We start from the raw sequence: 26697 nt of genomic DNA on the forward strand, positions 1-26697 counted from the left end.
GTTGACCCGCGTCGTCGCCCGACGACCCAAGACTGACCGCAGATGCGAAGGAGCCGCGACGGTGAAGTTCGACGTCGTCATCGAGATCCCGAAGGGTTCGCGCAACAAGTACGAGGTTGACCACGAAACCGGCCGGGTCAAGCTCGACCGCTACCTCTACACCGCATTCGGCTACCCCGCCGACTACGGGTTCTTCGAAGACACCCTCGGCGAGGACGGCGATCCGCTGGATGCGCTGGTGCTGCTGCCCGAGTCGGTGTTCCCCGGCTGCACCGTCGAGGCCCGCCCGGTCGCGATGTTCAAGATGACCGACGAGGCCGGCGGCGACGACAAGTTGCTGTGCGTGCCTGCCGGAGACCCGCGCTGGGACCACATCCAGGACCTCGGCGACGTGCCGCAGTTCGAACTCGACGCGATCAAGCACTTCTTCGTGCACTACAAGGACCTGGAGCCGGGCAAGTTCGTCAAGACCGCCGACTGGGTGGGCCGTGAAGAGGCCGAGGCCGAGTTGCAGCGTTCGGTCGAGCGGTTCAAGACCGAAGGTCACTGAGCAGCCCACTCATTTAGCCTCGCTGTAACACGGGGTAACCCCCCTGTGCTCTGCGCCGCTCATGCTTGACCAGGTGTTGATGCATCAGGGCCTGGGACTTGAGGCGTACAACGCGTTGCCGACGCGCCGTGCAGTGCACGCCGTGTACGAGTGCTGTTACAGCGTGGTGCTGGCGACCGATCTTGCCGGTGGGCGTCCGTTCGCCGACCATGCCGCACTGTTCCGGCAGGCCGATGCTCTGCTGTTCAGTCTCGGCGAGGATTCCATCGACCGGGTACTGCAGGCCTATCCACACATCGGGCGGCGTCCCCGCAGCCCGAAGTCGGTGTGCGAACAGTGCTCGGTGTGGGACGACGATCCCGCGGTGATGACACAGCTCAACGCCGAGGTCCAGCACTACGCCGAACGGTTCGGGTTCGGCTTCGTGATGTTCGTCGAAGACGGAGCGGCCCCGGCCGCGACATCGGGCGCCGGCTGCGCGCACCGGGCCATGGCCGCGATCATCGACCGGCTGCACCACGACCGCGACACCGAACGCAAGGTGGTCCGCAACGAGTTGGCCCGCATCAACCGGGCCCGGCTGGAACGCATGCTCGGTCCCGAGGGCGGCTACTACAACTGGTAAACCGGGTCGATTTCACTGCCAGGCCTGCACCGACCGAGGACAGCCATGCCCTGCCCGACGGGGACCAGCGACAGGCATTTCTGGCCGAACACGCCGCCGAGATCACCAATCTGGACCGGTTTCTGGAGTCAGGGCAGCTGGTCACGCCCGTTCGGTGAATCGCGCCCGTGATGGGCTTGGTCCGGCGATGATGTCGCGATGGACGACCTCGTACACGGCCACTGCGATGCCCGCTTCTCTTCGATCCGCGATGCGTTGGCAGACGGGCTGGCCAGTGGAGAGGAGACCGGGGCGGCCATCGCGATCGACATCGACGGTGAACTCGTCGTCGACATGTGGGGCGGGTACGCCGACGCCGCCCGGACCCGCACGTGGGAGTCCGACACCATCGTCAACGTCTTCTCGTCCACCAAGACGGTGACCGCACTGTCCGGGCTCATGCTGATCGACCGTGGGCTGATCACCGCCGACACACCGGTGGCCGAGTACTGGCCGGAATTCGCCGCAAACGGCAAGCAGGACATCGAGTTTCGACACCTGCTGACCCACAGCTCAGGTTTGGCCGGATGGGACCAGCCGTTCGCGATCGAGGACAGCTATGACTGGGAGAAGTCCACGGCCGCGCTGGCCGCGCAGGCACCGTGGTGGGAGCCGGGCACCGCGTCGGGATACCACGCGCTGACCCACGGCCACCTGATCGGCGAGGTGCTGCGCCGGGTGACCGGTAAGTCGCTCAAAGAGTTCGTCCGTGACGAGATCGCGGCACCGTTGGGCGCCGACTTCCAGATCGGCGCGCGTCCCGAAGACCATCACCGCGTCGCTGACATCATCGCGGCAGACGAACCCCTCGATATTCCGCTCGACCAGATATCGGAGATCGCGCTCAAGACGTTCGCGGGTACGCCGTCACCGGAGATCGCGAACACCGCGGACTGGCGCGCCGCCGACATCGGCGCGGGTAACGGACACGGCAACGCCCGGTCGCTGGCCCGGATCCTGTCGGCGATCTCGCTGGGCGGCACGGTCGAGGGGGTCAAGCTGCTCCAGCCCGAGACGGTCGAGTCGATCTTCGAGCTGCAACTCGAGAGCCCCGACCTGGTGCTGCTCGGCCACCCGCTGCGCTGGGGCCTCGGCTTCGGCCTGCCGCAGACACAGACCGTGCCCTATGTCCCGGACGGCAAGATCTGTTTCTGGGGCGGCTGGGGCGGTTCGTGGGAGACCTGCAATCCCGATCACCGCGCCACGTTCGCCTATGTGATGAACAGGATGGGTGCGGGCGTCGAAGGATCGCCCCGTACCGCGCGCTATCTCACCCTGTTCTACGAGGCCCTGGCATGAAGGTCCGACTACACCGTTAGTATTTGGCGACGCCTCCTTGGATGCCGTCGCCATGGATGCAAGAGATACGTCGGAGGTGACCAGATGACCAGCCAACCGGACCCGGCAGGCTGCTCGGTGGAGGAAAGCCGTGTCGGTGAGGTGACTGTGGTGGCAGTGGCCGGAACTGTCGACATGCTCACCGCACCCAAACTCGAAGAGGCGATCACCTCTGCCGCCAAGAGCTCACCCTCGGCCATCATTGTCGACATGAGCGCCGTGGAATTCCTGGCATCTGCCGGGATGGGCGTGCTGGTGGCCGCCAGGGAACAGCTGGGCGACACCGCGCGGTTCTCCGTCGTCGCCGACGGTCCGGCCACGAGCCGGCCGCTCAAACTGGTCGGAATCGCCGAGGTCGTCGATCTGTATGCGACGCTCGACGAGGCACTGGCCGCATTGAAGACATAACACCGGCCACAACGGGGTAGCCAGCAGGTCGACATGACAGAAGCAGGCCAGTCAGCTCAGTTCACGAAGGATGTCAGGGCCGCACCGGAAGATGCGGCGCTGATACGCCGCGAGTTCTCCAGTTGGCTGAGCACGCATCTCATGCTCGATCCCACCAAGGCCAGCGATGTGGTCCTGGCCGTGAACGAGGCGCTGGCCAACGCCGCGGAATTCGCGTATGTCGATGCCTCGGCGCCCGGGTTGATGCACGTGCGGGCCGATTACGACGGGGACAAGGCGGTACTCACCGTCACCGTCGCCGATGAGGGCGTGTGGCGGATCGCCGAGACAGACCACAAGAACCCGGCCCGCGGTCGCGGTATCCCGTTGATGCGCGCGCTCACAGATCGAGCCGTCATCGACACGAACCACGAAGGCACCGAAGTCCGCCTTCAGTGGGATCAGATCGATCAGAACTGCGGAAGCCGCACCACCTGAACGAAGAACTCGTCGATCTGACGGACCGCACTCATGAACTGGTCCAGGTCGACGGGCTTGGTGACGTAGGCGTTGGCGTGCAGCTTGTAGCTGCGGAGGATGTCCTCCTCGGCTGACGACGTGGTCAGCACCACGATCGGGATGTGGCACAGTTCGACGTCCGACTTGATCTTCTCCAACAACTGTCTGCCGTCGTATTTCGGCAGGTTCAGGTCGAGCAGGATCAGATCCGGGCGCGGCGCACCTTCGAACGCGCCGCGCCGATACAGAAAGTCCAGGCCTTCCTCGCCATCGCGGGCAACGTGCAGGTTGTTCTTGATCTTGTTGTGCTCGAAGGCTTCCCGGGTGATGAGCTCGTCACCGGGATCGTCTTCGACCAACAGGATGTCAATGGCTCGGTTGACGGATGAGGTCACTTGGAACTTCCTTCCAACTGGGCTTCCGGCACGACGTCGGGCACGGTCGTGGGCGTGACGGGCAGGGTGAACATGAACCGGGTTCCGGGCGAGTACGACGTGTCGATCCAGATGGATCCGCCGTGGTGCTCGACGATCTTCTTGCACAACGCGAGCCCGATACCGGTGCCACTGAAGGCGTCACGTCCGTGCAGGCGTTGGAATATGACGAACACCTTGTCCACGAACTCCTCGCCGATGCCGATTCCATTGTCCGAAACACTGAATACCCAGTTCTCTGCCAGTTCACCGGTACCCGGCCGGCAGTCGATGACGATCCGGGGCACAACCCCCTCGCGACGGAACTTCACCGCGTTTCCGATCAGGTTCTGCCACAGCATGGTCATGAGTGTGGGATCACCGTCTATCTGCGGCAACGGCTCGTCCGGTCGCTCGATCTCGGCACCCGACTCCCCGACGGAGGCGGCCAGGTTCTTCAGCGCGCTGTCGAGTGCGTCGTCGAGGTTCACCTCGGCATGGGTGGCGTTGAGCCGGCCCACCCGCGAGAACGTCAGTAGATCGTTGATCAGTACCTGCATGCGCTTGGCCCCGTCGACAGCGAAGCCGATGTACTCGGCCCCCCGCTCGTCCAGTTTGTCGCCGTAGCGCTTCTCCAGCAGCTGACAGAACGAGGCGACCTTGCGCAACGGTTCCTGGAGATCATGCGATGCCACATACGCGAACTGCTCCAGTTCGGCATTGGACCGGCGCAGTTCATCTGCCTGCTGATCGAGGGCATCCTTGGCGGACTGCGACGCGTCGAGTTCTTCGACGATCCGCTGGCGCATGTCCTCGACATCGGCTGCGATCGCCCGAATGTCCTTGGGGCCCTGCGGGACGATGCGTTGCGCGAAGTTGCCCTCGGTGATCCTGCGGCACGAGGCGGCAAGCGCGGTCAGTGGCCCGGTGACGGCGCTGCGCACCAGCACGGTCATCAGAACCGCCATGGCGAAGAACGCCGCGATCATCGCGATCACCACGCCGTTGCGCCAGGCCCGGACGTGGTCCAGCTCGTCGACGCTGGCCTGCCTGGCCTGACTGAGGTTGGCGTTCTGCACGTCGAAAAGTTCGCGCAGTCCGTCGAATGCAGCCCTGCCGCGATCTGCGGTGCGGGGGTCGACAACCGCGGGCCGACCCACCTGGACGCCGGCGATGAGCGGCTCTGCATAGTTGGCCCGCCAGGCTGCCGCCGCAGTCTCGATCGAAGCGAGATCGGCCAGCAGGCCGTCGTGACCGGCCAGGTAACCGCGGATATCCGCTGCCGCAGCCGATTCCGCACCCTGTCCGTCGCCGTAGGGATCGAGGAACCGAGGGTCTGCGGCGATGGCGTATCCGCGCACAGCCGTCTCCTGATCCCGCAGCGCCGCCTGCAGTTGATACGCCGCAACCCGGGCGGGCTGAATGTTGTCGATGAGCTCTCGCGACACGGCGTCGGTTCGGGCCACCAGCGCGATGCCCGCGATCGCACCGGTCAGGACGATCACGCACATCGCCGACACCAGCAGGTTCTGCCAACCTTGCACCGTGAGCTTCATACCGACGAACGCTCCACTCTGATCATCGCGATGTCATCGCTGAGACCGCCGTGCGGCCGCGCGCGGGATTCGACCTCGGCGACCAGTGCACCGACGAAGTCGCGCCCGGGTAGCGCCGCAAGCGAATTGGCCAACTCGAGCAATCCTCCTTCGCCCAGACGTGCGCCGCCGGGGCCGGCATGTCCCTCGAACAATCCGTCGGTGAGCAGTAGCAGACCATGCTGTTCTGGCAGTGCCAGTCGGTTGACGGGCCACTCTCTTGCGCCGAGACCCAGCGCCGAACCCGCCTCCGGTTCGATCCACTGCACGGCGTCGGGACCATGCGCGAGCAGGCCGGGGTGACCGGCACGCACCACGTCGTATTCCCCGCTGTCGGGATCGAGCGCCACGCTGAGCAAGGTTGCGAAGATCCCCGGACCTGGACGCTCGGTGGTGAGCACGCGGTCCAACTGACGCATCCGCTCGTTTCCCCGCAGGCCTGCGAATGTCAGTGCACGCCAACCGATGCGCAGCGCCACCCCCAATGCGGCCTCATCCGGTCCATGTCCGGCCACATCGCCCATCATCACGTGCACCGTCCGGTCCGGCGTTTGGACGATGTCGTAGAAATCACCACCCAGCAAGGCGTCGCGGCGGCTCGGCAGCGAGTGCGTGACGACCTCGACACCCGGTTCTTCCAACAGCAGTGGTGACGGCAACAGGCCACGCTCCAGGCGCGCGTTCTCCCGTTCCCGCAGTCGGCTCGCGTGCAGGTCCACCGCGGTCAACTCGGCGCGTTTGCGCTCGATGGAGTACACGACGGCCCGCCGCAGCATCTCCGGGTCGACACGGCCCTTCACGAGATAGTCCTGCGCTCCCGAAGCGACCGCCGAGACGCCGAAGTGCTCGTCGTTCAGGCCGGTGAGCACGATGATCGGGATCGCCGGATCAAGCTTGCCCAACCGGTGCAGCGCATCGATGCCGTCCGCGTCGGGAAGGTTCAGGTCGAGCAACACACAGTCGGGGCGGGACTCGATCAATGACCGCTCGGCAGCCGACATGGACTGCACCCAAGCCAGGTCGATGTCGGCGGTGCCGGCCACGTCGGCGATCTGCTCTTCGACCAACAACGCATCGCCCCGGTCGTCCTCGACCAGCAACAGCGATAATCGCCGCCCTGGAGCGGGACCGGCGAGTGTGACTGAGGGGTAGGTCTGCTCCGCGCGCATGGGGTCACGTCCTTCACTCACTGAGGCCACCCGGTCGCGCTGACCTCTGCTTTAGTGACGACGTTGTTGAGAATACCTAGACGTACGCGTCAATTCCCCGGCAGTCGACCGATTGCGGGCTCGAGATCAGGAGGCTCGCGCCTGTGAGCGCAGCTCCAGCCGGCGCAGCACGTCATCGCCCAGCACCCGCGGATCCTGATCGGGCCCGGCCGCGATCAGGGTGACCCCGTCGGCCACCTCGGCCGCCTCGATGTCCGCGATCAGGCCGGCCAGGCCGTCAACTGTCCCGATGTAGCGCACCTGCGCCTCGGGACCGGCCGGCTCGTGCCATCTGTGCGCCGAGCGGTAGGCGGAGCTGAACTCTCCCGCCACCGCGACCGTGACGTCGAGGATCACCGAGACGTCATCGTCCTCCGACTTGAGACCGGACCGGATCCGGCGCGCCTGCGCCAGGTCGGGCGCGGAGATCCGCGCCGTCGGCGCCCCACCGTCGGTCAGTTCGGTCCACGCCTCGGCATCCGCCACGAATATCCGCACCCCGGCCACGCTAAGTGCAAATATCGCACCTACACAGAGTTACGTTCAGCCGGAATCCAAGGGACTACCGCGCGTCACGCACCCGGGTCTTGTACAGACTCGCGGCGGTGGTGATGGCCAGCGTCACGATGATCACACCGAGGCTGGCCAGCGTCGGGATCTCCGGGACGTGCACCGGCTCGCCGCCGTTGATGAACGGCAGCTCGTTCTCGTGCAGCGCGTGCAGCACCAGCTTGACGCCGATGAAGGCCAGGATGAACGCTAGTCCCTGCGACAGGTAGACGAGCCGCTTGAGCAGGTCACCGAGCAGGAAGTACAGCTGCCGCAGTCCCATCAGGGCGAACACGTTGGCCGTGAACACCAGGTAGGGCTCCTGGGTGAGGCCGTAGATCGCCGGGATGGAGTCCAGCGCGAACAGCAGATCGGTGGTGCCCAGAGCGACGATCACGAGGAACATCGGCGTCATCAGCCGCTTGCCATTGTCGTGCACCCACAGCTTCAGGCCGTCCCACTGGTCCGTGGTACGCAGGTGTTTGCGGGCGAACCGCACCACCCCGTTGTCGCCGTCGTCGTCGTGGTCGGTGTCCCGGACCAGGTTGATCGCGGTGTACACCAGGAACGCGCCGAAGATGTAGAACACCCAGGAGAACTCGTTGATCGCGACCGCGCCGAGCGCGATGAAGATGCCGCGGAAGATCAGCGCCAGGATGATGCCGACCAGCAGGGCCTGCTGCTGGTAGATCCTCGGCACCTTGAAGCTGGCCATGATGATCAAGAAGATGAACAGGTTGTCGACCGACAGGCTGTATTCGGTGAGCCACCCGGCGAAGAACTCCAGCCCGAACTGGTGGCCGTGGAAGTACCAGACCCACACACCGAACGCCACCGCCATGCCGATGTAGATCGACAGGTACGTCGCGGTCTCCCGCGTGGTGGGTTCGTGGGGGCGTCGCCCGATCACGACGACATCGAACAGCAGAACGGCGATCGTCACCGCCAGGGTGATGATCCATTCCAGCTGAGTTACCTGCATCGAGAATCCTCCGGTCGTCAAAACGCCGGAGGTCTCTTCCACCGGCTACCCGCACCGGCCCGCGACACCGATCGATCATTTGACGACCGACGTGATGACGACATCGCAGCGAAGGAATACTCCCCTCCGCCGACCAGTCTGCCTGACGGACCCCACGAATCGAAATCGAACCGGCACGCCGCACCGACCGGCGAGCCGTCTCGACGCGGGCTTAGTAGTTTGTACTCGTGACAGCTGCCGCCAGTGCACACGAGATTCCACCGCAGTACGTGCTATCCCCACTGGCCCCCGAGCCACGCACACTCGTCGACATCCTCAACGACACCGCCAGGCGTTTTCCCGATGCGCCGGCCCTCGATGACGGTTCCGTACAACTCACCTACTCCGAGCTCATCGCCGATGTCTCCGACAGCGTGGCCTGGTTGGCGGCACGCGGTATCGGCCGCGGCGACAAGCTCGGAATCCGGATGCCCTCGGGCAGCTATGCGCTGTATGTGGCGATCCTGTCGGTGCTGGCCTGCGGTGCCGCCTACGTCCCGGTGGACGCCGACGACCCCGACGAACGGGCCGAGCTGGTGTTCGGCGAGGCCAACGTGGTCGGGGTGATCACCGAGGCCGGCCTGGTCCGCGGGCCTGGATCGTCGCGCGGCTGGCGCGCCGCCGAGCCACTCGGGCGCGACGACGCCTGGATCATCTTCACCTCGGGCTCGACCGGCACCCCGAAAGGTGTGGCCGTCACCCACCGCAGCGCCGCCGCATTCGTCGATGCCGAAGCGCGAATGTTCCTGCAGGACAACCCGATTGGCCCCAGCGACCGGGTATTGGCCGGGCTGTCGGTGGCCTTCGACGCCTCGTGCGAGGAGATGTGGCTGGCCTGGCGGCACGGCGCCTGCCTTGTGCCCGCCCCGCGGTCGTTGGTGCGCAGCGGCATGGATCTGGGCCCGTGGCTGGTCAGCCGCGACATCACCGTGGTGTCCACGGTGCCGACGCTGGCGGCGCTGTGGCCGGCGGAGGCGCTGGAAGCCGTCCGGTTGTTGATCTTCGGTGGCGAGGCCTGCCCGCCTGAGCTGGCCGCCCGTTTGGCAGTCGACGGCCGCGAGGTGTGGAACACCTACGGCCCCACCGAGGCGACCGTGGTGGCCTGCGCCGCGCAGCTCGACGGCCAGGGCCCGGTCAGCATCGGCCTGCCGCTGGCGGGCTGGGACCTGGCGGTGGTGGACAAGGACAGCTTGCCGGTGGCGGTCGGTGAGGTCGGCGAACTCGTGATCGGCGGCGTCGGCCTGGCCCGCTACCTCGATCCGGAGAAGGACGCCGAAAAGTACGCCCCGATGCCGACGCTCGGCTGGAACCGGGCCTACCGCAGTGGCGACCTGGTCCGTCTGGAGAACGACGGCCTGTACTTCCAGGGCCGGGCCGATGACCAGGTGAAGGTCGGCGGCCGCCGCATCGAACTGGGTGAGGTCGACAACGCGCTGGTGCACCTGCCCGGTGTGAGCGGCGGCGCGGCCGCGGTCCGCAAGACCGCCAGCGGCACCCCGTTGCTCGTCGGCTACATCGCCAGCACCGATCCCGACTTCGACCTCGGCGCGGCCCGGGTGGCGCTGTCAGAGTCGCTGCCGGCCGCGCTGGTGCCCCGCCTGGTGCTGCTCGACGAACTCCCGACCCGCACGTCGGGCAAGGTGGACCGCAATGCACTGCCGTGGCCGCCGCCGGGCGGTGCCGATCAGGACGCCCCCGAGCTCGACGGCACCATGGGCTGGTTGGCCGGGTTGTGGCGCGACGTTCTCGGTACGGCGGTCGAAGGACCGGAAGCCGACTTCATCGCCCTGGGCGGCGGCTCCCTGTCCGCCGCGCAGCTGGTCGCCGCACTACGCCAGCGCTACCCGCTGGTGACCGTCGCCGACCTCTACGACCATCCCCGGCTCGGCTCACTCGCCGGCTATCTCGACGAACTCAAACCCCCGCCGGCGATCCAAACCCGCGAGGTCAAGCCGACCCCGCTGCTGACTCAGGCCGCACAGGTCGCACTGTCGCTGCCGTTGGCCACCCTCACCGGAATGCAGTGGGTGGTCTGGCTGGCACTGCTGAACAACGTCGCCGCCGTCTCGGGGATCTTGCCGTGGGCGCATCCGCTCAGCTGGTGGTGGGTGTTGGCCGGGTTCCTGCTGTTCGTCACGCCACTGGGCCGCATGGGCATCGCGGTGCTGTTCGCCCGGATGCTGCTCGGCGGGCTTGAGCCCGGCACCTACCGCCGCGGCGGCCCGGTCCATCTACGGGTCTGGATCGCCGAGCGACTGGCCGATGCCAGCGGCGCCGAGAACCTGGCCGGGGCACCGTGGATGGTCTACTACGCCCGCGCCCTGGGCAACACCGTCGGCAAGGGCGTCGACATGCACTCGGCACCGCCGGTCACCGGCATGCTCAAGATCGGTCACCGCGCCTCGGTCGAACCCGAGGTGGACCTCACCGGGCACTGGATCGACGGCGACCTGTTCCACGTCGGGCCCGTGACGATCGGCAACGACGCCACGATCGGCGCCCGCACCACGCTGTTACCCGGGGCCAGCATCGGCAAGAACGCCGATGTCGCGCCCGGCTCGGCAGTGACCGGCAAGGTCAAGAACGGGCAGTTCTGGAAGGGCTCACCCGCGGTGAAATCGGGCAAGGCCCGCCACCCGTGGCCCGATCACCGGCCGGGACGCGCCCCGCTGTGGGTCGGGGTGTACGGGGTGTCCTCGCTGCTGCTGGCCGGCCTGCCGCTGCTGGCCCTGGCCGCAGGCCTCGCGGTGATCGTCTGGGGCATACACGGCACCGCCTCACCGGCCGACGCGCTGCTGCCCGCACTGGCATGGACGCCGGCCGCCGCCGCGGTGGCACTACTGACCTACGCCGCGCTGACCGTGATCGGGGTGCGCATCCTCTCGGTGCGACTGTCCGAGGGCTACCACCCCGTGCGCAGCCGCGTGGGCTGGCAGCTGTGGACCACCGAACGCCTGATGGACGCCGCCCGCAACTACCTTTTCCCGATCTACGCCAGCCTGCTCACGCCGTGGTGGCTGCGCCTGCTCGGCGCGAAAGTCGGCAAGGACACCGAGATCTCGACCGCCCTGTTCACCCCGAAGTTCACCGAGGTGCAGGACGGCGCGTTCCTCGCCGACGACACGATGGTGGCGTCCTACGAGCTGGGCGGCGGCTGGATCCACGTTGCCAAGGCGACGATCGGCAAGCGCGCCTTCCTCGGCAACTCCGGTATCACGCAGCCGGGCCGCAAGGTGCCCAATGACGGCCTGGTGGCCGTCCTGTCGGCCACGCCGCACAAGGCCAAGGCCGGCTCGTCGTGGCTGGGCAGCCCGCCGGTCCGGTTGCGCCGCAACGCCACCGCCGCCGACGCGCTCCGCACGTTCCACCCGTCTACCCGGCTCAAGATCATGCGCTCGGCAGTGGAGACCTGCCGGTTGATCCCCGTGATCGTCACCTTCGCGATCGGCGTCGCGGTGCTGGGGGCGATGCAGGCCGTGACGATCCGGTTCGGTTTCCTGTGGACGGCGCTGACCGGGGGTCTGGTCCTGCTCGCCGCCGGCCTGCTGGCCGGGGCCATCGCCGTGATCGCAAAGTGGTTGGTGGTCGGCCGGATTCGCGCGGTCGAGCATCCCTTGTGGTCGTCGTTCGTCTGGCGCAACGAGGTGTCGGACACCTTCGTCGAAACCGTCGCCGCACCGTGGTTCGCCCGGGCCGCCAGCGGCACCCCGGTGATGAACCTGTGGCTGCGCGGACTGGGCGCCTCGATCGGGCGCGGCGTGTGGTGCGAAACCTACTGGCTGCCCGAAGCCGATCTGGTGGCGCTGGGGACGGCGTCGACCGTCAATCGCGGCTGCGTGGTGCAGACCCACCTGTTCCACGATCGCATCATGCGATTGGACAGCGTTGTGCTCGAAGAAGGTTCGACGCTGGGACCGCACTGTGTGGCGTTGCCCGCGGCCCGCCTGGGCGCCGGCGCCACGGTCGGGCCGGGGTCGCTGGTGATGCGGGGCGACGAGGTGCCACCGTCGACGCGCTGGCAGGGCAACCCGATCGCACCGTGGAACATGTTCGGTAAGAAACGCGGGGGCGACAAGGCCCCCGAGAAAAACGCGGACAAGACTGCGAAGAAGACAGAAGACCCGGCCGCGTGACCCGATCGAAGAAAGCCGCAAAGAAGTTGGTGCCCCAACCCGTGATCGACCCGTATCTGCCGCGCAACGGCAACTTCGGGTACCGGGTGTCGCGCTACGAACTCGACCTGGAATACAAGGTCGCGATCAACCGGCTGGCCGGGACCGTCACCATCACCGCGGTGACCTTGGCCGCGGTGCGCAACTTCACCCTCGACCTGTCCGACGCTCTTACGGTCTCGCGGGTCTCGGTGAACGGCCGCCGCCCCGCCCAGTACCGATGTTCGGGCGGGAAGCTGTCGATCACGCTGCCCACGGCACTGCCGGCCGGCGCCGCGATGACCGTCGTCATCCGCTACAACGGAACCCCGCGCCCAATCGAATCCTTCTGGGGTGACGTCGGTTTCGAGGAACTGTCGAACGGCGCCCTGGTGGCCGGCCAACCCAACGGGGCGGCTTCCTGGTTCCCGTGCGACGACCATCCGAGTTCGAAGGCCAGCTACCGGATCCAGATCAGCACCGACAGCCCCTACTACGCCCTGGCCAACGGCGAGTTGATCTCCCGAAAGGCCCGCGCCGGGCACACCGTGTGGACCTACGAGCAGGCCGAACCCACATCGACCTACCTGATCACCCTGCAGATCGGCCAGTACGAGAACCACCGGCTGACCAAGACACCGGTACCGATGCACGCAGTGCTGCCTGCCCGGTTGCGCCGCAATTTCGAGCACGACTTCCAAGACCAGCCGCAGATGATGAAGCTCTTCATCAAGATGTTCGGCCCCTATCCGCTGGCCAGCGGCTACACCGTGGTGGTCACCGAGGACGATCTCGAGATCCCGTTGGAGGCCCAGGGCATCTCAATCTTCGGCGCCAACCACTGCGACGGGCACCGCGGCGCCGAGCGGCTGATCGCCCACGAACTGGCCCACCAGTGGTTCGGCAACTCGGTGACGGCGCGACGCTGGCGCGACATCTGGCTGCACGAGGGATTCGCCTGCTACGCCGAGTGGCTGTGGTCCGAACACAGCGGCGGGCATACCGCCGCGGAGTGGGCCGAGCACTATTACGAACGGCTGCGCGACAAGCCCCAGGATCTGCTGCTGTCCGATCCCGGGCCCGAGGACATGTTCGACGACCGGGTCTACAAACGCGGCGCACTGACCCTGCACGCGTTGCGCACCCTGATCGGTGACCGCAATTTCTTTGCGCTACTGAGGGATTGGACAGCCCGCTACCGCCACAGCACGGCGTTCACCGACGATTTCACCGGGCTGGCCGCCGGCTACACCGACGAGCCGCTGCAGCCGCTGTGGCAGGCGTGGCTGTATTCGAAAGAGCTGCCAGACCTGTGACCGATGGCGGCGCCGCCCCAGCAACTGGACCGATAACGCGCAGCAGCGTCGCCCGCGTCGGGCTGGCGACGGCGATCAGCGCACTGTGCGGCTATGCCGTGCTGTATCTGGCCGCCCGCGACCTCGAGCCGGCAGGCTTCTCGATCTTCAGTGTGTTCTGGGGCGCGTTCGGCCTGGTGACCGGCGCCGCCAACGGGCTGTTGCAGGAGGCCACCCGCGAAGTCCGCTCGGCACGTCACCGTGACCTCTCCGGAAGCCCCAGCACCCACCCGATGCGGATCGCAGGGCTGGTCGGCATCGTCGCGGCCATGGTGATCGCGCTCAGCTCACCGCTGTGGAGCTCGCACGTATTCGCCGAGTCCCGGGCGCTGAGTGTGGTGCTGCTCAGCGTCGGGCTGGCCGGATTCTGCCTGCACGCCACCCTGCTCGGCATGCTCGCCGGAGTGAACCGCTGGACCGAGTACGGGGCCCTGATGGTCACCGACGCCGGAATCCGGGTGGCTGTCGCGGCCGCCACGTTCGTTCTCGGCTGGGGCCTGGCCGGATTCCTGTGGGCCACCGTGGCCGGCGCGGTGGCCTGGCTGATCATGCTGATCGCGGCACCGGCGGCGCGCCTGGCCGCCGGCCTGCTCACCGCGGGCAGTCCCGCGACGTTCCTGCGCGGGGCGGCCCACTCGATCGCTGCGGCCGGCGCCAGCGCGATCCTGGTGATGGGGTTCCCGGTGCTGCTCAAGGCCACCTCCGGTGATCTGGGTGCGGCCGGCGGTGTGGTGATCCTGGCCGTGACGCTGACGCGCGCACCGCTGCTGGTTCCGCTCACCGCGATGCAGGGCAACCTGATCGCGCACTTCGTCGACCAACGCGACAAGCGGCTGCGGGCATTGCTGGCCCCCGCCGCCGCCGTGGCCGCGCTGGGTGCCGTGGGTGTGGCCGCGGCCGGACTGCTGGGGCCGTGGCTGCTGCGGGTGGGATTCGGCGACGAGTACCGGGCGGGCGGACCCCTGCTGGCCTGGCTGACCGCCGCCGCTGTCGCCATCGCCATGCTCACGCTGACCGGCGCCGCGACGGTCGCGGCCGCCCTGCACCGGGCCTACGCACTGGGCTGGATCATCGCCACTGTCGCGGCCGTGGCGCTGCTGCTGCTGCCAGTCGGGCTGGAGACCCGGACCGTCATCGCGCTGCTGTGCGGACCGCTGGTGGGCATCGCGGTTCACCTGGGCGCGCTGGCGCGCGCGACGCTGGAACGAAACGGAGCGGCTCCGGCCGCGACATAAGGCCGGAGTGTAGTTTGGTGCCCATCGACATGCGCTTTCACGACATTTGGATCATCATCCCCGCCTTCAACGAGGCGAGCATCATCGGCGACGTCATCTCGGACGTGCGCTCGGTTTTCCCTAACGTGGTGTGTGTCGACGACGGGAGCCGCGACGGCACGGCCGACCTGGCCGTGCAGGCCGGCGCGCACGTGGTCCCCCATCCGGTGAACCTCGGTCAGGGCGCGGCGATCCAGACCGGCGTCGAATACGCGCGCAGCCGGCCAGGGGCCCGGGTGTTCGCCACGTTCGATGCCGATGGTCAGCACCAGGTCAAGGACGTGGTGCGAATGATCGACCGGCTCGACACCGACGGCGCCGATCTTGTGGTGGGCACCCGGTTCGCCAATCCGGACGCCCATGCGGTGACGCACACCCCGCCGTTGAAGCGGATCATCCTGCGTGCGGCGGCATTCCTGAGCCCGCAGAGCCGCGCCTTCGGGCTCACCGACGCGCACAACGGACTGCGGGTGTTCAACAAGTTGGTCGCCGACGAACTCAACCTCACGATGAACGGCATGAGCCACGCCGGCGAGTTCATCTCTCTGGCCTACGAAAACCGTTGGCGCGTAGTCGAGGAACCGGTCGAGATCCTCTACACCGACTACTCGAAGTCGAAGGGGCAACCACTGCTCAACGGGGTGAACATCGTCTTCGACGGGCTGTTACGCAGGAGGATGTCCCGGTGAACTGGATTCAGGCACTGCTGATCGTCGCGGTGCTGGTGCTGTTGGCGTACCTGCTGGGGTCACGGCGCAGCGCGCGGTCCAAGGCGTGGGTGAAGGTCGGTTTCGTGTTGTTCGTGGCCGCCGGCATCTACGCGATCCTGCGCCCCGACGACACCACCGTGGTGGCGAATTGGCTTGGTGTGGACCGCGGTACGGACCTGATGGAGTACATGCTCATCATCGCGTTCGTGTTCGTCACGCTGTCGACGTATTTGCGCATCAAGGATCTCGAGCTGCGCTACGCCCGGCTGGCCCGGGCCGTGGCGCTGCAGAACGTGCGGGTGCCGGCCACCTCAGAAGATGAATGACGAGCCATCCGGCCCTACCGACGACCCGGCGTCGCTGAACGCGCTGCTGGCTGTCGCGGCCGAGCGCCAGAGCGCAGGCGATCTGCGCGGGGCGCTGCGCAGTGCCATCGAGGTTCACGAAGCCCGACGCGCCACCCTGGGCAACGATCATCCGGACACGCTCGCCGTGGCGTGGCTCGTGGTCAGCTGGCGATACGACCTCGGCGAAGCCGGGGCCGTCGAAGCCATCCGTGACCTGCTCCCGACCATGGAGCGCATCCTCGGTGCCGAGCATCGCGATACGTTGTGGGCACGGCACACCCTGGCCGCAATCGACGACAGCGCCACAGATCCGGCCGATCGGCTGCTGCGATGGGTTCACCTGTGCGGTGCCGGCACTCGTGCCTTCGGCGCACGCCACCCGCTGACGCTGGCCGCAGCATACGGAGCGGCGTTGGCTCGTCGCGATCTCGGCGATCCCTACGGGGCGAGTATGGAGGCGCTGGTCGTGCACCAGCACCGGGTCCGCCTCCTCGGTGACCACCATCCCGAAACTTTGGCGGCGCGACTGGCATACGTGAGCTGGCACGGTGAGGCGATGGGGGTTACCGCAAAGACCCTCGACGACCTCGACGACCTGATCCCGGTGCTGGAGAAAGCGCTCGGCCACGACGATCCCACCACGTTGACGGCCCGGTATACCCGAGCCCTGTGGACCCCGGAATCAGCTGACAACACCATGGATCGCATTTCGGAATGGGAGGTCCTCGCAGAGGATCTCGCCCGCGGACGAGGCGATGCAGACCCATTGACCCTCTCGGCTCTGGGCAAACGGGACGCGGCTCGCATGGAGTGGCAGGACCTGCTGGAGGCGACCCGCGATATCGCCTACAGCGTTGAGTTCCAAGAGCAGAGCAACGACCCGCACTGCCCCGGCGCCGAAGCTGAGAGCAGGGCGACTGATGCCGCAGACGAGGAAGAGTCCGAGCAAGCACACTTCTTCGAATGCGTTGTGACGGCGAAAAGGGCGTTGTCGCAGTGCGTCCGGGGCGCCGGTAACGATGCACACCAGACGTTGCTGTGGCGTTACTACCTCGCATGGTGCCTGTGGGCCGGACACGAATTCGCTTCGGCCGGTCAGCGGGCCCGACGGCTTGTCGAGGACAGCACGATCATCGTCGGGAAGGACCATCCATTGACCGAGGCAGCGCGGATCTTGTTGTCCTTCAGTGACACCCAGGCATGGAATGGACTCTCACCGTTCTGGGACGGCAGCGACGCCGCTGAACTGACCGGAAGTTAGCGACTGAGCAAACTCCGCCAACATGGCGATCCGGGCGTCCTCGAGTTCCGGCATCGGCAGCACGCGGCGCACCATCGCGGCGCCGTCGAACGTGTTGATCACGATGGTCAGCAGTACGGCGAAGACATCCTCGGGGATCTGGTCCATGCCGGGCCCGTGCTTGGCGGTTTCGTAGATGTTGTGGATGTACTCGGTAAGCACCGCCTGGAGCGGGCCCCGCAGCTTTTCGTCAGTGCGCGCCGCCATCAGCAGTTCGTGCCACACGGTATTGGTTTCACTGCCGGCGATGTCGCGCAGGATCGCCAGCGCCGCCGGCAGCGCCGGCTGCTCGGCGGCGATATCCGCACCCAGCTTGCTGCCCAACTCCACCTGCCGGCGCGCCACCTCCCGCGCCGTCGCCGCCATGAAGTCGCTCATCGTCGGGAAATGCCGGAACAGCGCGCCGTCGGAAACCTTGGCCCGCTTGGCGATCACCGCCGCCGAGGCCTTGGCGTAACCGACCTCGATGATGGTGTCGATGGCGGCGTCGAGTAGCCGTGCGACGGTCTCCTCGCGGCGCTGCTGCTGGGTTCTGGCCATCTCTATACGGGCGTGCGGTCCAGTTGCTCGGCACCGGCCCGCAGGTACCGGCCCGACTTCACCGATTCGCCGTAGCCGTCCCGGAACTGACCGTTGCGGAACACCACAGCACCGTTGACGGCGGTGGCGATGACGGCGTCGTCACTGCGGTTCACCATGCGGCTCAGCCCGCCGTAGAACGGGACCGGCTCCTCGTGATAGGCCTCCACGGTGTCATTGAGGCCGGCCGGGTCGATCACCACGAAGTCGGCCCGGTCGCCTTGGCGCAGAGTTCCGGCCGGGACACCGAACCAGTCGGCCACCTCGCCGGTCAACCGGTGGACGGCATGCTCGGTGGTCATGAACGGCCTGCCCGCCAAGTGGGCGTCGCGGACCCGCTTGAGCAGCTTCACCGGGTAGTTGTAGAACGCCATGTTGCGCAGGTGCGCACCGGCATCCGAGAAACCCATGTGCACCGACGGTTCCTTGGCCAGCTTGTCCAGGAACTTCGGGCGGTTGTTGGCCACGATGGTCGTCCAGCGAACGTTGCGCTCACCGTTGTCGACCAGGACGTCGAGGAACGCATCGAGCGGGTGGATGCCGCGCTCGTCGGCGATCTGGCCGAAGCTCTTGCCGATCAGCGACCGGTCGGGGCAGTCGACGATCGTGGCGTCGTGGAAGTCGCGGTGCCACAAGGTCGGTCCGAGCACACGCCGGTCGAAGGACTTGCGGAACCGGCGGCGGTATTCGGGGTCGGCGAGCAGCTTGTTGCGCTCGAACTGGTCTTTGAGATGCAGCGCGGCCGTTCCGGCGCCGAATTCCTCGAACACCGGCAGATCGATTCCGTCCGAATACAATTCGAACGGCACCGGCAGATGCTGGAACCGCACCTTGGCGCCCAGGATCCGGTTGAGCAGGCGGACGCCGGGCCCCAGCACCCGCACCGCGCCGGGCGAGGACTTGGCGTCGGCGGACACCAGCAGGCTCATCCGCACATCCCGGCGCCGGCCGAACTGGCCGCTGCTCTCCAGGAAGAAGTTCAGTGCCTCATGGACTTTCGCCACATTCGGCGCGCTCTGCAGCATCCGTCCGCGCTTGCGCAGGACCTTGATCAGGCGTCGACGCTCACGCCAGGTCGCGAACGTCGACGGCAATGCGCGGGAGCGGAACCGGTCACCGTCGAGCTTGTCGATTGCCGCGTCCATCCCGGACAGGCCGAGCATGCCCGCCTCGAGGGCCTCGTCGAGCTTGGCCGCCATGGTCTCCAGCTCGGCATCGGTCGGGGTGACACCACGGGTGGTGGCCCGATCCAGCCCGAGCACCGAGGCCCGCAGATCCGAATGTCCCAGCAGCGACGCGATATTCGGGCCCAGCGGCAACTCGTCGATGGCCTTCACATACTCGGCCGGACCCGACCAGGTCTTGTGCTGCTCCAAGGCGCCCAGCACGAACTGACGCGGAACCGCCTCGACGCGACTGAACAGGTCGGCGGCGTCCTCGGTGTCGGCGTACACCGTCGACAGCGAGCACATGCCGAGCAGCACGGTGGTCACCCCGTGGCGCACCGATTCCCGCAGACCCGGATCGAGCAGCACCTCGGCGTCGTAGTGCGTGTGGACGTCGACGAAGCCGGGCAGCACCCATTTACCGCCGGCGTTGATGACGTCGGGACAATCGGTCTCGTCGAGCGGGGTGGCGGATACCGTGACCACTACCCCGTCGCGAATCCCCAGCGTACGGACCTGCGGCGGGGCGCCGGTGCCGTCGAACCACAAGCCGTTGCGAACGATGACGTCGTAGGACATGACGCAACGCTAAACGAGAAAGTGAGTACTCACAATCTTTTAGCGGGAATTACTCCGGAAGTACTCGACCGTCTTGGGGATACCCGCGGCCAGATCCACCTGCGGCCGCCAGCCCAGCACATCCCTGGCCCGGCTGATGTCGAGCTGGGAACGACGCAGGTCACCGAGCCGCGGCGGGTGCATCTCCGGTTCGTCCGCGGCACCGACGGCCAGCGCGATCGCGGTGTGCATCTCGCGGGTCGAGGTCTCCACGCCCGTACCGACGTTGAACCGTTGACCGCCGCCGTCCGCCCCGGAGGCCTTGACGAAGGCGTCGACCACGTCGTCGACATACACGTAATCGCGGGTGTCGGAGCCGTCGCCGAAGATCTTGGTGGGCCGCCCGGCCAGCAGGGCCTGGGCGAAGATCGCCACCACTCCGGCCTCACCGTGCGGGTCCTGACGCGGGCCGTAGACGTTGGCCGGGGCGATGTGTGAGCAGTCCAGGTTGTACAGATTGCGGAACATGTTGAAGTAGACCTCGCCGGCCACCTTGCTCGCCGCGTACGGCGAGGCCGGATTCGTCGGGGTGTCCTCGCTCGTCGGATACGACGGAGGAGTGCCGTACACCGAGCCGCCCGACGACGTATGCACCACCTTGCGCACTCCGGACTGCCGGGCCGCCTCGGCCAACCGCACCACGCCCACCACATTCACCGTGGAATCCAGCTGGGGATCGTCCACCGAACGCTTCACCGAGATCTGGGCGCCCAGGTGGAAGATCACCTCGGGCTGAGTGTCCTTGAACAGGCCCAGCAGATCCGCGTCGACGATGTCGGCTTTGACGAACTCGAAGTTGTCGCTGTTGTCGGCACTGCTCAGGTTCTCTGCCCGCCCCGAGCTCAGGTCGTCGAGCCCGACGACGCTGTGCCCGTCCGCCAGCAGTCGGTCGACCAGCGTCGAACCGATGAAACCTGCCGCTCCTGTCACCAGTGTTCGCACGGGCTCACCATACCGACGGCAGATGTACCCCCGCTGGGTCCGTACAGTCGGCAAGAGTGAACAAGGTCGCCCGCATCGCCGCTGCGCTGATCGCGCTGCATCTGGTGGTCCGGGCGACACTCGCATTCGGGGGCTATTTCTACTGGGACGATCTGATCCTGATCGGCCGGGCCGGGACCCAGAATCTGCTGTCGCCGTCCTTCCTCTTCGACGATCACGACGGCCACGTCATGCCCGCGGCGTTCCTGGTGTCGGGCGCCGTGACCCGGGTCGCGCCGTTCTCCTGGGTACTGGCTGCCGTGAGCCTGGTCGTGATGCAGCTGCTGGCATCGCTGGCATTGCTGCGGGCACTGTGGGTGATCCTGGGCTGGCGGCCGGTAATGCTCATCCCGCTGACCTTTGCGTTGTTCACGCCGCTGGCGTTGCCCGGATTCGCATGGTGGGCGGCCGGGCTGAACACACTTCCCATGCAGGCCGCGCTGGCCTGGGTGGTCGGTGAGGCCGTGCTGCTCGTGCGGACCGGTAATCCCCGCCATGCCGTCACCGGGATTCTGGTGTTCCTCGGCGGACTGCTGTTCTTCGAGAAAGCCGCGGTGATCCCGTTCGTGGCGTTCGCGGTCGTCGCTCTCTTGGGGTACGTCACGGGGACCTTCGGCCTGCGCGACGTGTGGCGACGCGGTCTTCAGCTGTGGGTCGGGTGCCTGGCCCTGACCGTGGCCTGGATCGGGGTGTACCTCGTCGTCGTCGATCAGAAGCGGTGGAGCTTCGATCTGGGGATGACGTGGGACCTGCTGAGCCGCTCATTTACCCACGGCATCGTCCCCGGGATCGTGGGCGGGCCGTGGTCCTGGCAACGCTGGGCACCCGCCTCACCGTGGGCCACCCCGCCCGTCTCGGTGATGGTGCTGGGCTGGGTGGTGCTCGTAGCCGCCCTTGCGGTGGTGTTGGTGCGCAAGACCCGCATCTGGCCGGTATTGGTTGTTGCCCTCGGTTACGCCGTCGCATGCCAGATCCCGATCTATCTGATGCGCTCGTCGCGGTTCACCGCATTGGAGTTGGCGCAGACGCTGCGCTACCTGCCGGACCTCGTGGTGGTGCTGGCGCTGTTGGCGGCCGTGGGATTCTGTGCGCCGAACCGGGAATCCTCTCGTGTGCTTTCGGCGTCACCGGCGCGCACAGCCGTATGTGTCAGTGTCGCCGTGCTTTTCGTGGCGAGCAGCCTGTATTCGACCTTCACTTTCTTGAAGGTGTGGCAAGACAACCCCGTGCCCGCCTATCTGAACAATGCGCGCGCTTCGCTGGCGTCCACCTCATCGGCTGCCCCACTGCTCGACCAAGAGGTCGATCCGCTGATCCTGCAACGCGTCGCCGCTCCGGAGAACCTGGCCAGCCACATGTTCGCACTCGCCTCGCCACGGCCCGAGTTCGCCTCGGCGACAACCGATCTGCGGATGTTCGACCGGACCGGAACGCTGCTGCCCGCGAAAGTGACATGGGTACGCACCATTGTCGAGGGCCCGGCACCCAAATGCGGCTTCCTGGTCCAGCCCGACGAACCCGTCGTCATGCCACTCGACGGGCCCCTGCTGCCGGCCGATTGGACCGCCGAGATCAACTACCTGGCCAACAGCGACGGTTCCCTGACCATGGCCCTGGCCGAAGGACCTGAAGTGAAGGTGCCGGTACGGCCCGGCCTCAACCGGGTGTTCGTCCGACTCCCCGGCGCCGGGCAGTCCATTTCCGTGCAGGCCAACACCGCCGCGCTCTCGGTCTGCATCTCTCCCGGACCCGTGGGATTCCTGGCACCGAAGTAGATCAGCTGCTGAGATACTGACGGTTGACTGTCGGGATTCTGCTGGGGGGACGTTCTGTGAGCAGACTGCAATGACAACGCTGCTCCCCTGGCGACATCCCCGAGGAAATCGAAGCTTCCGGTGGCTGAGCCTCGCGGTTAGCGCGACGGAGAAGCCAAAAACGAGAACTCCCGAGAACCGAGGTGATGGCTCGCATGCCCGCACACGAGCGATCCCCAGCTACCTCCATCGGACCCCAGAAGGGTTCTGCAGTGTGACGCCACAACGAGTAGTGGCAGCAATCCTCGTATGCCTGACTTTCGTTGTCTCCGCGTGCAACCCGACCGGTGACGCTCCTAGCGGCGACGCAACTTCCGACCAGATCCGCCACGATCTCGAACCCCTCACGAAACGCTTCCCGGCGATCGGCCACCCCATCTCGGCCACCTGGATGGGCGGCACGCTCGGTGTCCAACCAGATGGCCGGGCAACGGTTCCCGGGCCATCGGACTACTGGATCGAAGCGATCATCGAACTCGAACCGGCCACGGCAGATGCGCTGCGGTCGAAGTACGTCCCCACCGCAACAGCTGAGGCCCCAGAGCTCACAGAGAAGCTGCAAAAGGATGTGCCAGGCGGCCCCTTCCTCACCGGCCCAGCATTGGATACCGCACTCAGCAACGATGACTGGCGGTCGACCGCCTATCTCCACAGCGGATCGAACACACTCGTGATGCGATCGGTCGACGACTGATTCGGAGCGCGTGCCAAGCTGGCAGGCATGACTGACGTACGCGAACAGGGTCTGCGGGTCCTCCAGGAGATGGTGCCGCATCTGCCGGCAGACGTTGTGGAGCCCGACGGCAGCTTCGGCGACGAGCTGATGGGCATCGGCGTCGACAATGTCTTCGGCCGGTTGTGGAGTCGCGAGGGCCTGAGCCGGCGTGACCGCAGTCTGGTCACCATGGGCATCTTGATCGCCCTGCGGGCCACCGATGAGTTCGAGTCGCACGTCAGGATCGGGCTGCGAAACGGCCTCACCGAGGACGAGATCGCCGAAGTCATCTACCACGCCAGCGGTTATGCGGGATTCCCCGCTGCGAATACCGCCCGCAACGTGGCGCGTGAAGCACTGGCAAAGGGCTAGAAGACCCGGCTGCCCGTCTTCGACAGCTCGAAGCCGTGGTCACCGATCACGCACACCGTGCTCACGTCGGTGACGGCGCACGTCCCGGTGTCGGGGTAGACAAGCTTGCTGCCCGCGGGAAGCAGCTTGTAGTCAGCGGGGTCAACCGTGCGGTCACGCGGCTCTTTGTAGTCCGTGTACTTCTCCATGTTGGCCAGATCCCCGGTGGAGAATTTTGCCGGATCGAGTTGCATGGCCGCGAAAACGCTGACGAAGTTGCTCGTGGTACCGGGCAGCGCACCCCAGCAGGTGGCTTGCTTCATTGGTGGATTGGCACGGCCGGTGTAGGTGATCCGGCAGCGGTACCCGCCCGGGGTGACGAACTGCGCGCCGTTCGTCGTCGGATAGTTGTAATACGTGTTGTAGGGGTGAACATCCACCGCGGTGTAACCACCGAGATCCGGGATCTGCCCCGGATCGGCCCCGGCCACCGGCGATGTCAGTGAAACCACTGCTAGGAAGGCCGCCCCCACCACGATCCGTGCCATGCGGTGAGCCTATCGGCCCGGCGGGAACACCGAACGCAGCATTTTCACGTCACCCTGGAAAGCTCCGTCGGCGATGGCCTGGTCCACGGTGATCGCGCCGACGGCGAGTCCTACGACGCTGTCGGGCGAGGCGGTGAGGACCGCACCGGGCCGCTCCTTCGGGACGAAGGCACTCGGACCGTGCTCATCGATGCGCAAGGTCATCAGAAAGCCGTCGGTCTCGATCCCGAGTTCGACGGCCGGGGTGGCCGTGACGCCGAGAAGCAGGGCAGGCAGGGCGAGGGTGAGCCAGCGCGGCCGGAACTCATCTTCGCCACGCCCCGTCGCCAGCAGCGGAACGCCCCACCTTCCGAGCGCCTCCATCGGCTCACGGAGCGTCGCACCCCAGGGCGTGAGTCCGTAGACGACCCCGGTGTCATCGAGGCGTCGTTCGACGATTCCGTTCGTCTCCATGGTGCGAAGCCGCTCCGCCAGGAGATTGGTGGCAATCCCTGCGAGCGAGGCCTTCAACTCGCCGTACCGCATCGCACCGGGAAGCAACTCCCGCACGATCAGCAGCGTCCAGCGGTCACCCACAACATCCAGCGACCGAGCGAGAGCGCAGAACTGCCCATAGGAGCGGGAAACCTTCCCGGTTTGATTGATGTTTTCAACCATACTTGATTTTATCAATCAGGTTGGGAGGATGTCGGACGAGGAGGGGTGATTTCGCATGGTGTTGAGCATCAGTTGGTTGGCAGTAGTCGCGGCCACCGCGGTCGGAATGGCGATCGCGTGGGTCTGGTACAGCGACTGGGGCCTGGCCGGCAGCGCCTGGCGACAGCTGACCGGGGTGACCAAGGAGGACTCGGAGCGAGTGGGCAAGCGCCCCTTCGTCGTTCTACTGGTGTCGCTACTCGTGACGGCGATCGCGCTCACCGCCGCCTGCTCTATTACCTTCGGGTTCTTCGGCAGTGATTCCCTCTGGCTCGCCCTGGCGGTCGGAGCTGCGGCCTGGCTCGGGCTGTCGCTGTCTACGTTGGCACAGCACAACGCTTTCGAGTTGAAGCCGGCACGGCTCACCGTGATCAACAGCGCGTATCAACTGGCGTTGTTCATCGGCATGACTCTGGTCATCGGCCTGCTGGCGTAGGCCCCGCCTCACGGCCCTAGCAGCGCCAACGGAATCACCGCCACGCCATCTGGCCGTCGGTACGCGAATTGTCCGGTGTTCACGACGATCCGCTCCACCAACCGGTCACCGATCTGCCCCTTGAGCCAGTTGAGATGGCGTACGTCCTTGTCGTCGACGGTTGGCGCCAGCTTCACTTCGATCGCGATCACTCTCATCCCCGGCCCTTCGACGATCAAATCGATCTCGTGGTCGCCGTTTTGAGTGCGAAGGTGCCCGACCGTTGCTTCGACAGCTTCCGCGTATACCCTAATCGACTGCGCGACAAGAGATTCGAACAGCGCTCCGAGCCACATGCCGGCCGGCCCCGGAGCGGTCATCCCACCGAGCAATGCATCGACGTCGACGCCGAACAACGCTGCCGCAAGTGCTGGGTCTACAAGGTGATGCTTGGGAGTCTTCGTCAGCCGCTTGAGCGGGGTGAAGGACGGAATCCATGGACTGATCGGGTCAAGAATGAACAGTCGCTGCAGGTGTTCACGGTATTGGGCGACGGTCTGCCTGGCAGGCTTATCAGACTCGCCCGGCGTAGCGGAATCGAGGATCACGCTGTAAGCCGCATCCGTCGACGTTGCCGCCCCGTACGCTGCGAGCCAAGCCCGCAACGCAGCAGGTTGACGGACTGCCATCCCGTTCTCGGGAAGTTCGCGCTCAACGATTCGGCTCAAGTATCCGTTGAGCTGCGCACGCCGGACCCGCGGAGGTAGATCCCGAATCCCCGGGAATCCAGAGCGCACAATTTCTTCGGCATAATCGGGCAAGGCAACGTCGGTCTGCCCTTCAACCAGCCTCTGGCGGCCGCCCAGTAGGGAACGAAGCGATACCGCCGTGCTGGTCAGGCCTCGCTCGGAAACGGACATCGGCCGCATGATCACGCTGAGGATGCGGCCCGCACCGGAATGGATCCTGGTGCCTGCCGCTACCTGCGCCGATCCCGTTAACAGAAATCTCCCACCTTCCGGCGACTGATCGACGCCACGGCGGACTCGGTCCCATATCGACGGGAGTAGCTGCCATTCATCGATGAGAATCGGCGGAGTCAGCCGATCGATCAGTCCGAGGTCAGCCGCCAGTGCCGATCGCTGCCCATCGTCATCCAGTTTCAGGGTCGACGTGGCTCGCTGGGCCGCGGTGGCCGTCTTCCCCACTCCCTTGGCGCCTTCCAGTGCGATGGCGGCGGTGTACGGAAACAGGTCGTCGAGGAGCTGGTCAACCAACCTCGGTCGATATGCCACGAAGCGAATCTAACAAATCGCAGGGTATCTATCTAACAAATCGCAGCAATTCGACCTAACAGATCGCAGCATAGTCAGCGTTCGCGTGTGGAAAACGCCGACCGGCGACTAGATGAAAAACCAGGTGAATGTATGCCG

Annotated in this window: 26 protein-coding genes; 15 read left to right on the forward strand and 11 right to left on the reverse strand. The window is 66.3% G+C overall.

Translation table 11 applies throughout. The annotated features are described in order from the left end of the window. Positions 1–61 precede the first annotated feature (61 nt). The 5 genes from A5779_RS17420 (at position 62) to A5779_RS17440 (ending at position 3437) form a co-directional block, all read left to right on the forward strand. Positions 62–550 carry an inorganic diphosphatase gene (locus A5779_RS17420; RefSeq protein ID WP_064883966.1) on the forward strand — a complete coding sequence of 163 codons (489 nt, stop codon included), beginning with the start codon at positions 62–64 and terminating at the stop codon, positions 548–550. 79 nt (positions 551–629) lie between these two features. Then, a complete protein-coding gene (locus A5779_RS17425; protein ID WP_064884072.1) occupies positions 630–1175 on the forward strand; it encodes a 2-oxo-4-hydroxy-4-carboxy-5-ureidoimidazoline decarboxylase in 546 nt (181 codons plus the stop codon). Positions 1176–1373: 198 nt separating this feature from the next. Then, positions 1374–2513, forward strand: coding sequence for a serine hydrolase domain-containing protein (locus tag A5779_RS17430; RefSeq protein ID WP_064883967.1), 1140 nt, complete (start codon positions 1374–1376; stop codon positions 2511–2513). An 84-nt stretch (positions 2514–2597) separates the two neighbouring features. After that, complete coding sequence (locus A5779_RS17435) at positions 2598–2960, forward strand: STAS domain-containing protein (protein ID WP_064883968.1); 363 nt, start codon at positions 2598–2600, stop codon at positions 2958–2960. A 33-nt stretch (positions 2961–2993) separates the two neighbouring features. Further along, entirely contained in the window at positions 2994–3437 is a 444-nt protein-coding gene (locus A5779_RS17440) for an ATP-binding protein (RefSeq protein WP_064883969.1), read from the forward strand. Here A5779_RS17440 and A5779_RS17445 read toward each other — a convergent pair. The 5 genes from A5779_RS17445 to A5779_RS17465 all read right to left on the reverse strand — a co-directional run bounded on the left by A5779_RS17445 (position 3410) and on the right by A5779_RS17465 (position 8205). Beyond that, positions 3410–3853, reverse strand: coding sequence for a response regulator (locus A5779_RS17445; RefSeq protein ID WP_036442566.1), 444 nt, complete (start codon positions 3851–3853; stop codon positions 3410–3412). The genes A5779_RS17440 and A5779_RS17445 overlap by 28 nt on opposite strands. Then, positions 3850–5427, reverse strand: a complete 1578-nt coding sequence (locus A5779_RS17450) for a sensor histidine kinase (protein WP_064883976.1) — start codon at positions 5425–5427, stop codon at positions 3850–3852. Before A5779_RS17450 ends, A5779_RS17445 begins: the two co-directional genes overlap by 4 nt. Next, the gene (locus tag A5779_RS17455; protein ID WP_082941722.1) at positions 5424–6635 is read right to left on the reverse strand and encodes a PP2C family protein-serine/threonine phosphatase; all 1212 of its coding nucleotides are present in this window, start codon (positions 6633–6635) and stop codon (positions 5424–5426) included. Before A5779_RS17455 ends, A5779_RS17450 begins: the two co-directional genes overlap by 4 nt. A gap of 126 nt (positions 6636–6761) precedes the next feature. Next, the gene (locus tag A5779_RS17460) at positions 6762–7181 is read right to left on the reverse strand and encodes a hypothetical protein (protein WP_064883977.1); all 420 of its coding nucleotides are present in this window, start codon (positions 7179–7181) and stop codon (positions 6762–6764) included. Between the two features lie 55 nt (positions 7182–7236). Next, entirely contained in the window at positions 7237–8205 is a 969-nt protein-coding gene (locus A5779_RS17465) for a TerC family protein (RefSeq protein ID WP_064884074.1), read from the reverse strand. Between the two features lie 227 nt (positions 8206–8432). Between A5779_RS17465 and A5779_RS17470 the strand changes: the two genes are divergently transcribed. The 6 genes from A5779_RS17470 to A5779_RS17495 are packed head-to-tail and all read left to right on the forward strand — an operon-like array spanning position 8433 to position 17342. After that, positions 8433–12377 carry a Pls/PosA family non-ribosomal peptide synthetase gene (locus A5779_RS17470; protein WP_064883979.1) on the forward strand — a complete coding sequence of 1315 codons (3945 nt, stop codon included), beginning with the start codon at positions 8433–8435 and terminating at the stop codon, positions 12375–12377. Next, entirely contained in the window at positions 12374–13711 is a 1338-nt protein-coding gene (locus A5779_RS17475; RefSeq protein ID WP_064883981.1) for a M1 family metallopeptidase, read from the forward strand. The genes A5779_RS17470 and A5779_RS17475 overlap by 4 nt, the downstream gene beginning before the upstream one ends. Further along, complete coding sequence (locus A5779_RS17480) at positions 13708–14985, forward strand: MATE family efflux transporter (protein ID WP_064883983.1); 1278 nt, start codon at positions 13708–13710, stop codon at positions 14983–14985. The genes A5779_RS17475 and A5779_RS17480 overlap by 4 nt, the downstream gene beginning before the upstream one ends. Positions 14986–15014: 29 nt before the next feature. After that, entirely contained in the window at positions 15015–15713 is a 699-nt protein-coding gene (locus A5779_RS17485; protein ID WP_064883984.1) for a polyprenyl-phospho-N-acetylgalactosaminyl synthase PpgS, read from the forward strand. Beyond that, on the forward strand, positions 15710–16060 hold the full coding sequence (locus tag A5779_RS17490; RefSeq protein WP_064883986.1) for a DUF2304 domain-containing protein: 351 nt from the start codon (positions 15710–15712) through the stop codon (positions 16058–16060). Before A5779_RS17485 ends, A5779_RS17490 begins: the two co-directional genes overlap by 4 nt. Further along, positions 16053–17342: a tetratricopeptide repeat-containing protein gene (locus tag A5779_RS17495; protein ID WP_082941723.1), complete on the forward strand. Its 1290-nt coding sequence runs from the start codon at positions 16053–16055 to the stop codon at positions 17340–17342. Before A5779_RS17490 ends, A5779_RS17495 begins: the two co-directional genes overlap by 8 nt. Here the strand turns inward: A5779_RS17495 and A5779_RS17500 are convergent. The 3 genes from A5779_RS17500 to A5779_RS17510 are packed head-to-tail and all read right to left on the reverse strand — an operon-like array spanning position 17295 to position 20686. Then, positions 17295–17921, reverse strand: a complete 627-nt coding sequence (locus A5779_RS17500; protein ID WP_064883987.1) for a TetR/AcrR family transcriptional regulator — start codon at positions 17919–17921, stop codon at positions 17295–17297. The genes A5779_RS17495 and A5779_RS17500 overlap by 48 nt on opposite strands. A 2-nt stretch (positions 17922–17923) precedes the next feature. Beyond that, on the reverse strand, positions 17924–19705 hold the full coding sequence (locus tag A5779_RS17505; RefSeq protein WP_064883988.1) for an N-acyl-D-amino-acid deacylase family protein: 1782 nt from the start codon (positions 19703–19705) through the stop codon (positions 17924–17926). 39 nt (positions 19706–19744) lie between these two features. Further along, complete coding sequence (locus tag A5779_RS17510; RefSeq protein ID WP_064883989.1) at positions 19745–20686, reverse strand: GDP-mannose 4,6-dehydratase; 942 nt, start codon at positions 20684–20686, stop codon at positions 19745–19747. 56 nt (positions 20687–20742) lie between these two features. Between A5779_RS17510 and A5779_RS17515 the strand changes: the two genes are divergently transcribed. The 3 genes from A5779_RS17515 (at position 20743) to A5779_RS17525 (ending at position 23626) form a co-directional block, all read left to right on the forward strand. Beyond that, on the forward strand, positions 20743–22500 hold the full coding sequence (locus tag A5779_RS17515) for a hypothetical protein (protein WP_064883990.1): 1758 nt from the start codon (positions 20743–20745) through the stop codon (positions 22498–22500). 253 nt (positions 22501–22753) lie between these two features. Next, entirely contained in the window at positions 22754–23233 is a 480-nt protein-coding gene (locus A5779_RS17520; protein WP_064883992.1) for a hypothetical protein, read from the forward strand. Between the two features lie 27 nt (positions 23234–23260). Then, positions 23261–23626, forward strand: a complete 366-nt coding sequence (locus tag A5779_RS17525) for a carboxymuconolactone decarboxylase family protein (protein WP_064883993.1) — start codon at positions 23261–23263, stop codon at positions 23624–23626. On the opposite strand, the gene A5779_RS17530 is transcribed toward A5779_RS17525, so the two are convergent. Both A5779_RS17530 and A5779_RS17535 read right to left on the reverse strand, forming a co-directional pair. Then, on the reverse strand, positions 23623–24153 hold the full coding sequence (locus A5779_RS17530) for a hypothetical protein (RefSeq protein WP_064883996.1): 531 nt from the start codon (positions 24151–24153) through the stop codon (positions 23623–23625). The two genes, A5779_RS17525 and A5779_RS17530, sit on opposite strands and share 4 nt — an antisense overlap. 9 nt (positions 24154–24162) lie before the next feature. Continuing rightward, a complete protein-coding gene (locus A5779_RS17535) occupies positions 24163–24810 on the reverse strand; it encodes a winged helix-turn-helix transcriptional regulator (protein WP_064883997.1) in 648 nt (215 codons plus the stop codon). Positions 24811–24865: 55 nt separating this feature from the next. Between A5779_RS17535 and A5779_RS17540 the strand changes: the two genes are divergently transcribed. Continuing rightward, positions 24866–25285 (forward strand): DUF1761 domain-containing protein, encoded by a 420-nt coding sequence (locus A5779_RS17540; RefSeq protein WP_082941725.1) that lies wholly within the window; start codon positions 24866–24868, stop codon positions 25283–25285. Positions 25286–25293: 8 nt separating this feature from the next. Here the strand turns inward: A5779_RS17540 and A5779_RS17545 are convergent, their stop codons facing one another. Further along, a complete protein-coding gene (locus tag A5779_RS17545; RefSeq protein WP_064883998.1) occupies positions 25294–26559 on the reverse strand; it encodes an ATP-binding protein in 1266 nt (421 codons plus the stop codon). Between the last annotated feature and the right edge of the window lie 138 nt (positions 26560–26697).

Origin of the sequence: Mycolicibacterium peregrinum, assembly GCF_001665625.1 — a bacterium.
GTDB lineage: Bacteria > Actinomycetota > Actinomycetes > Mycobacteriales > Mycobacteriaceae > Mycobacterium > Mycobacterium peregrinum_B.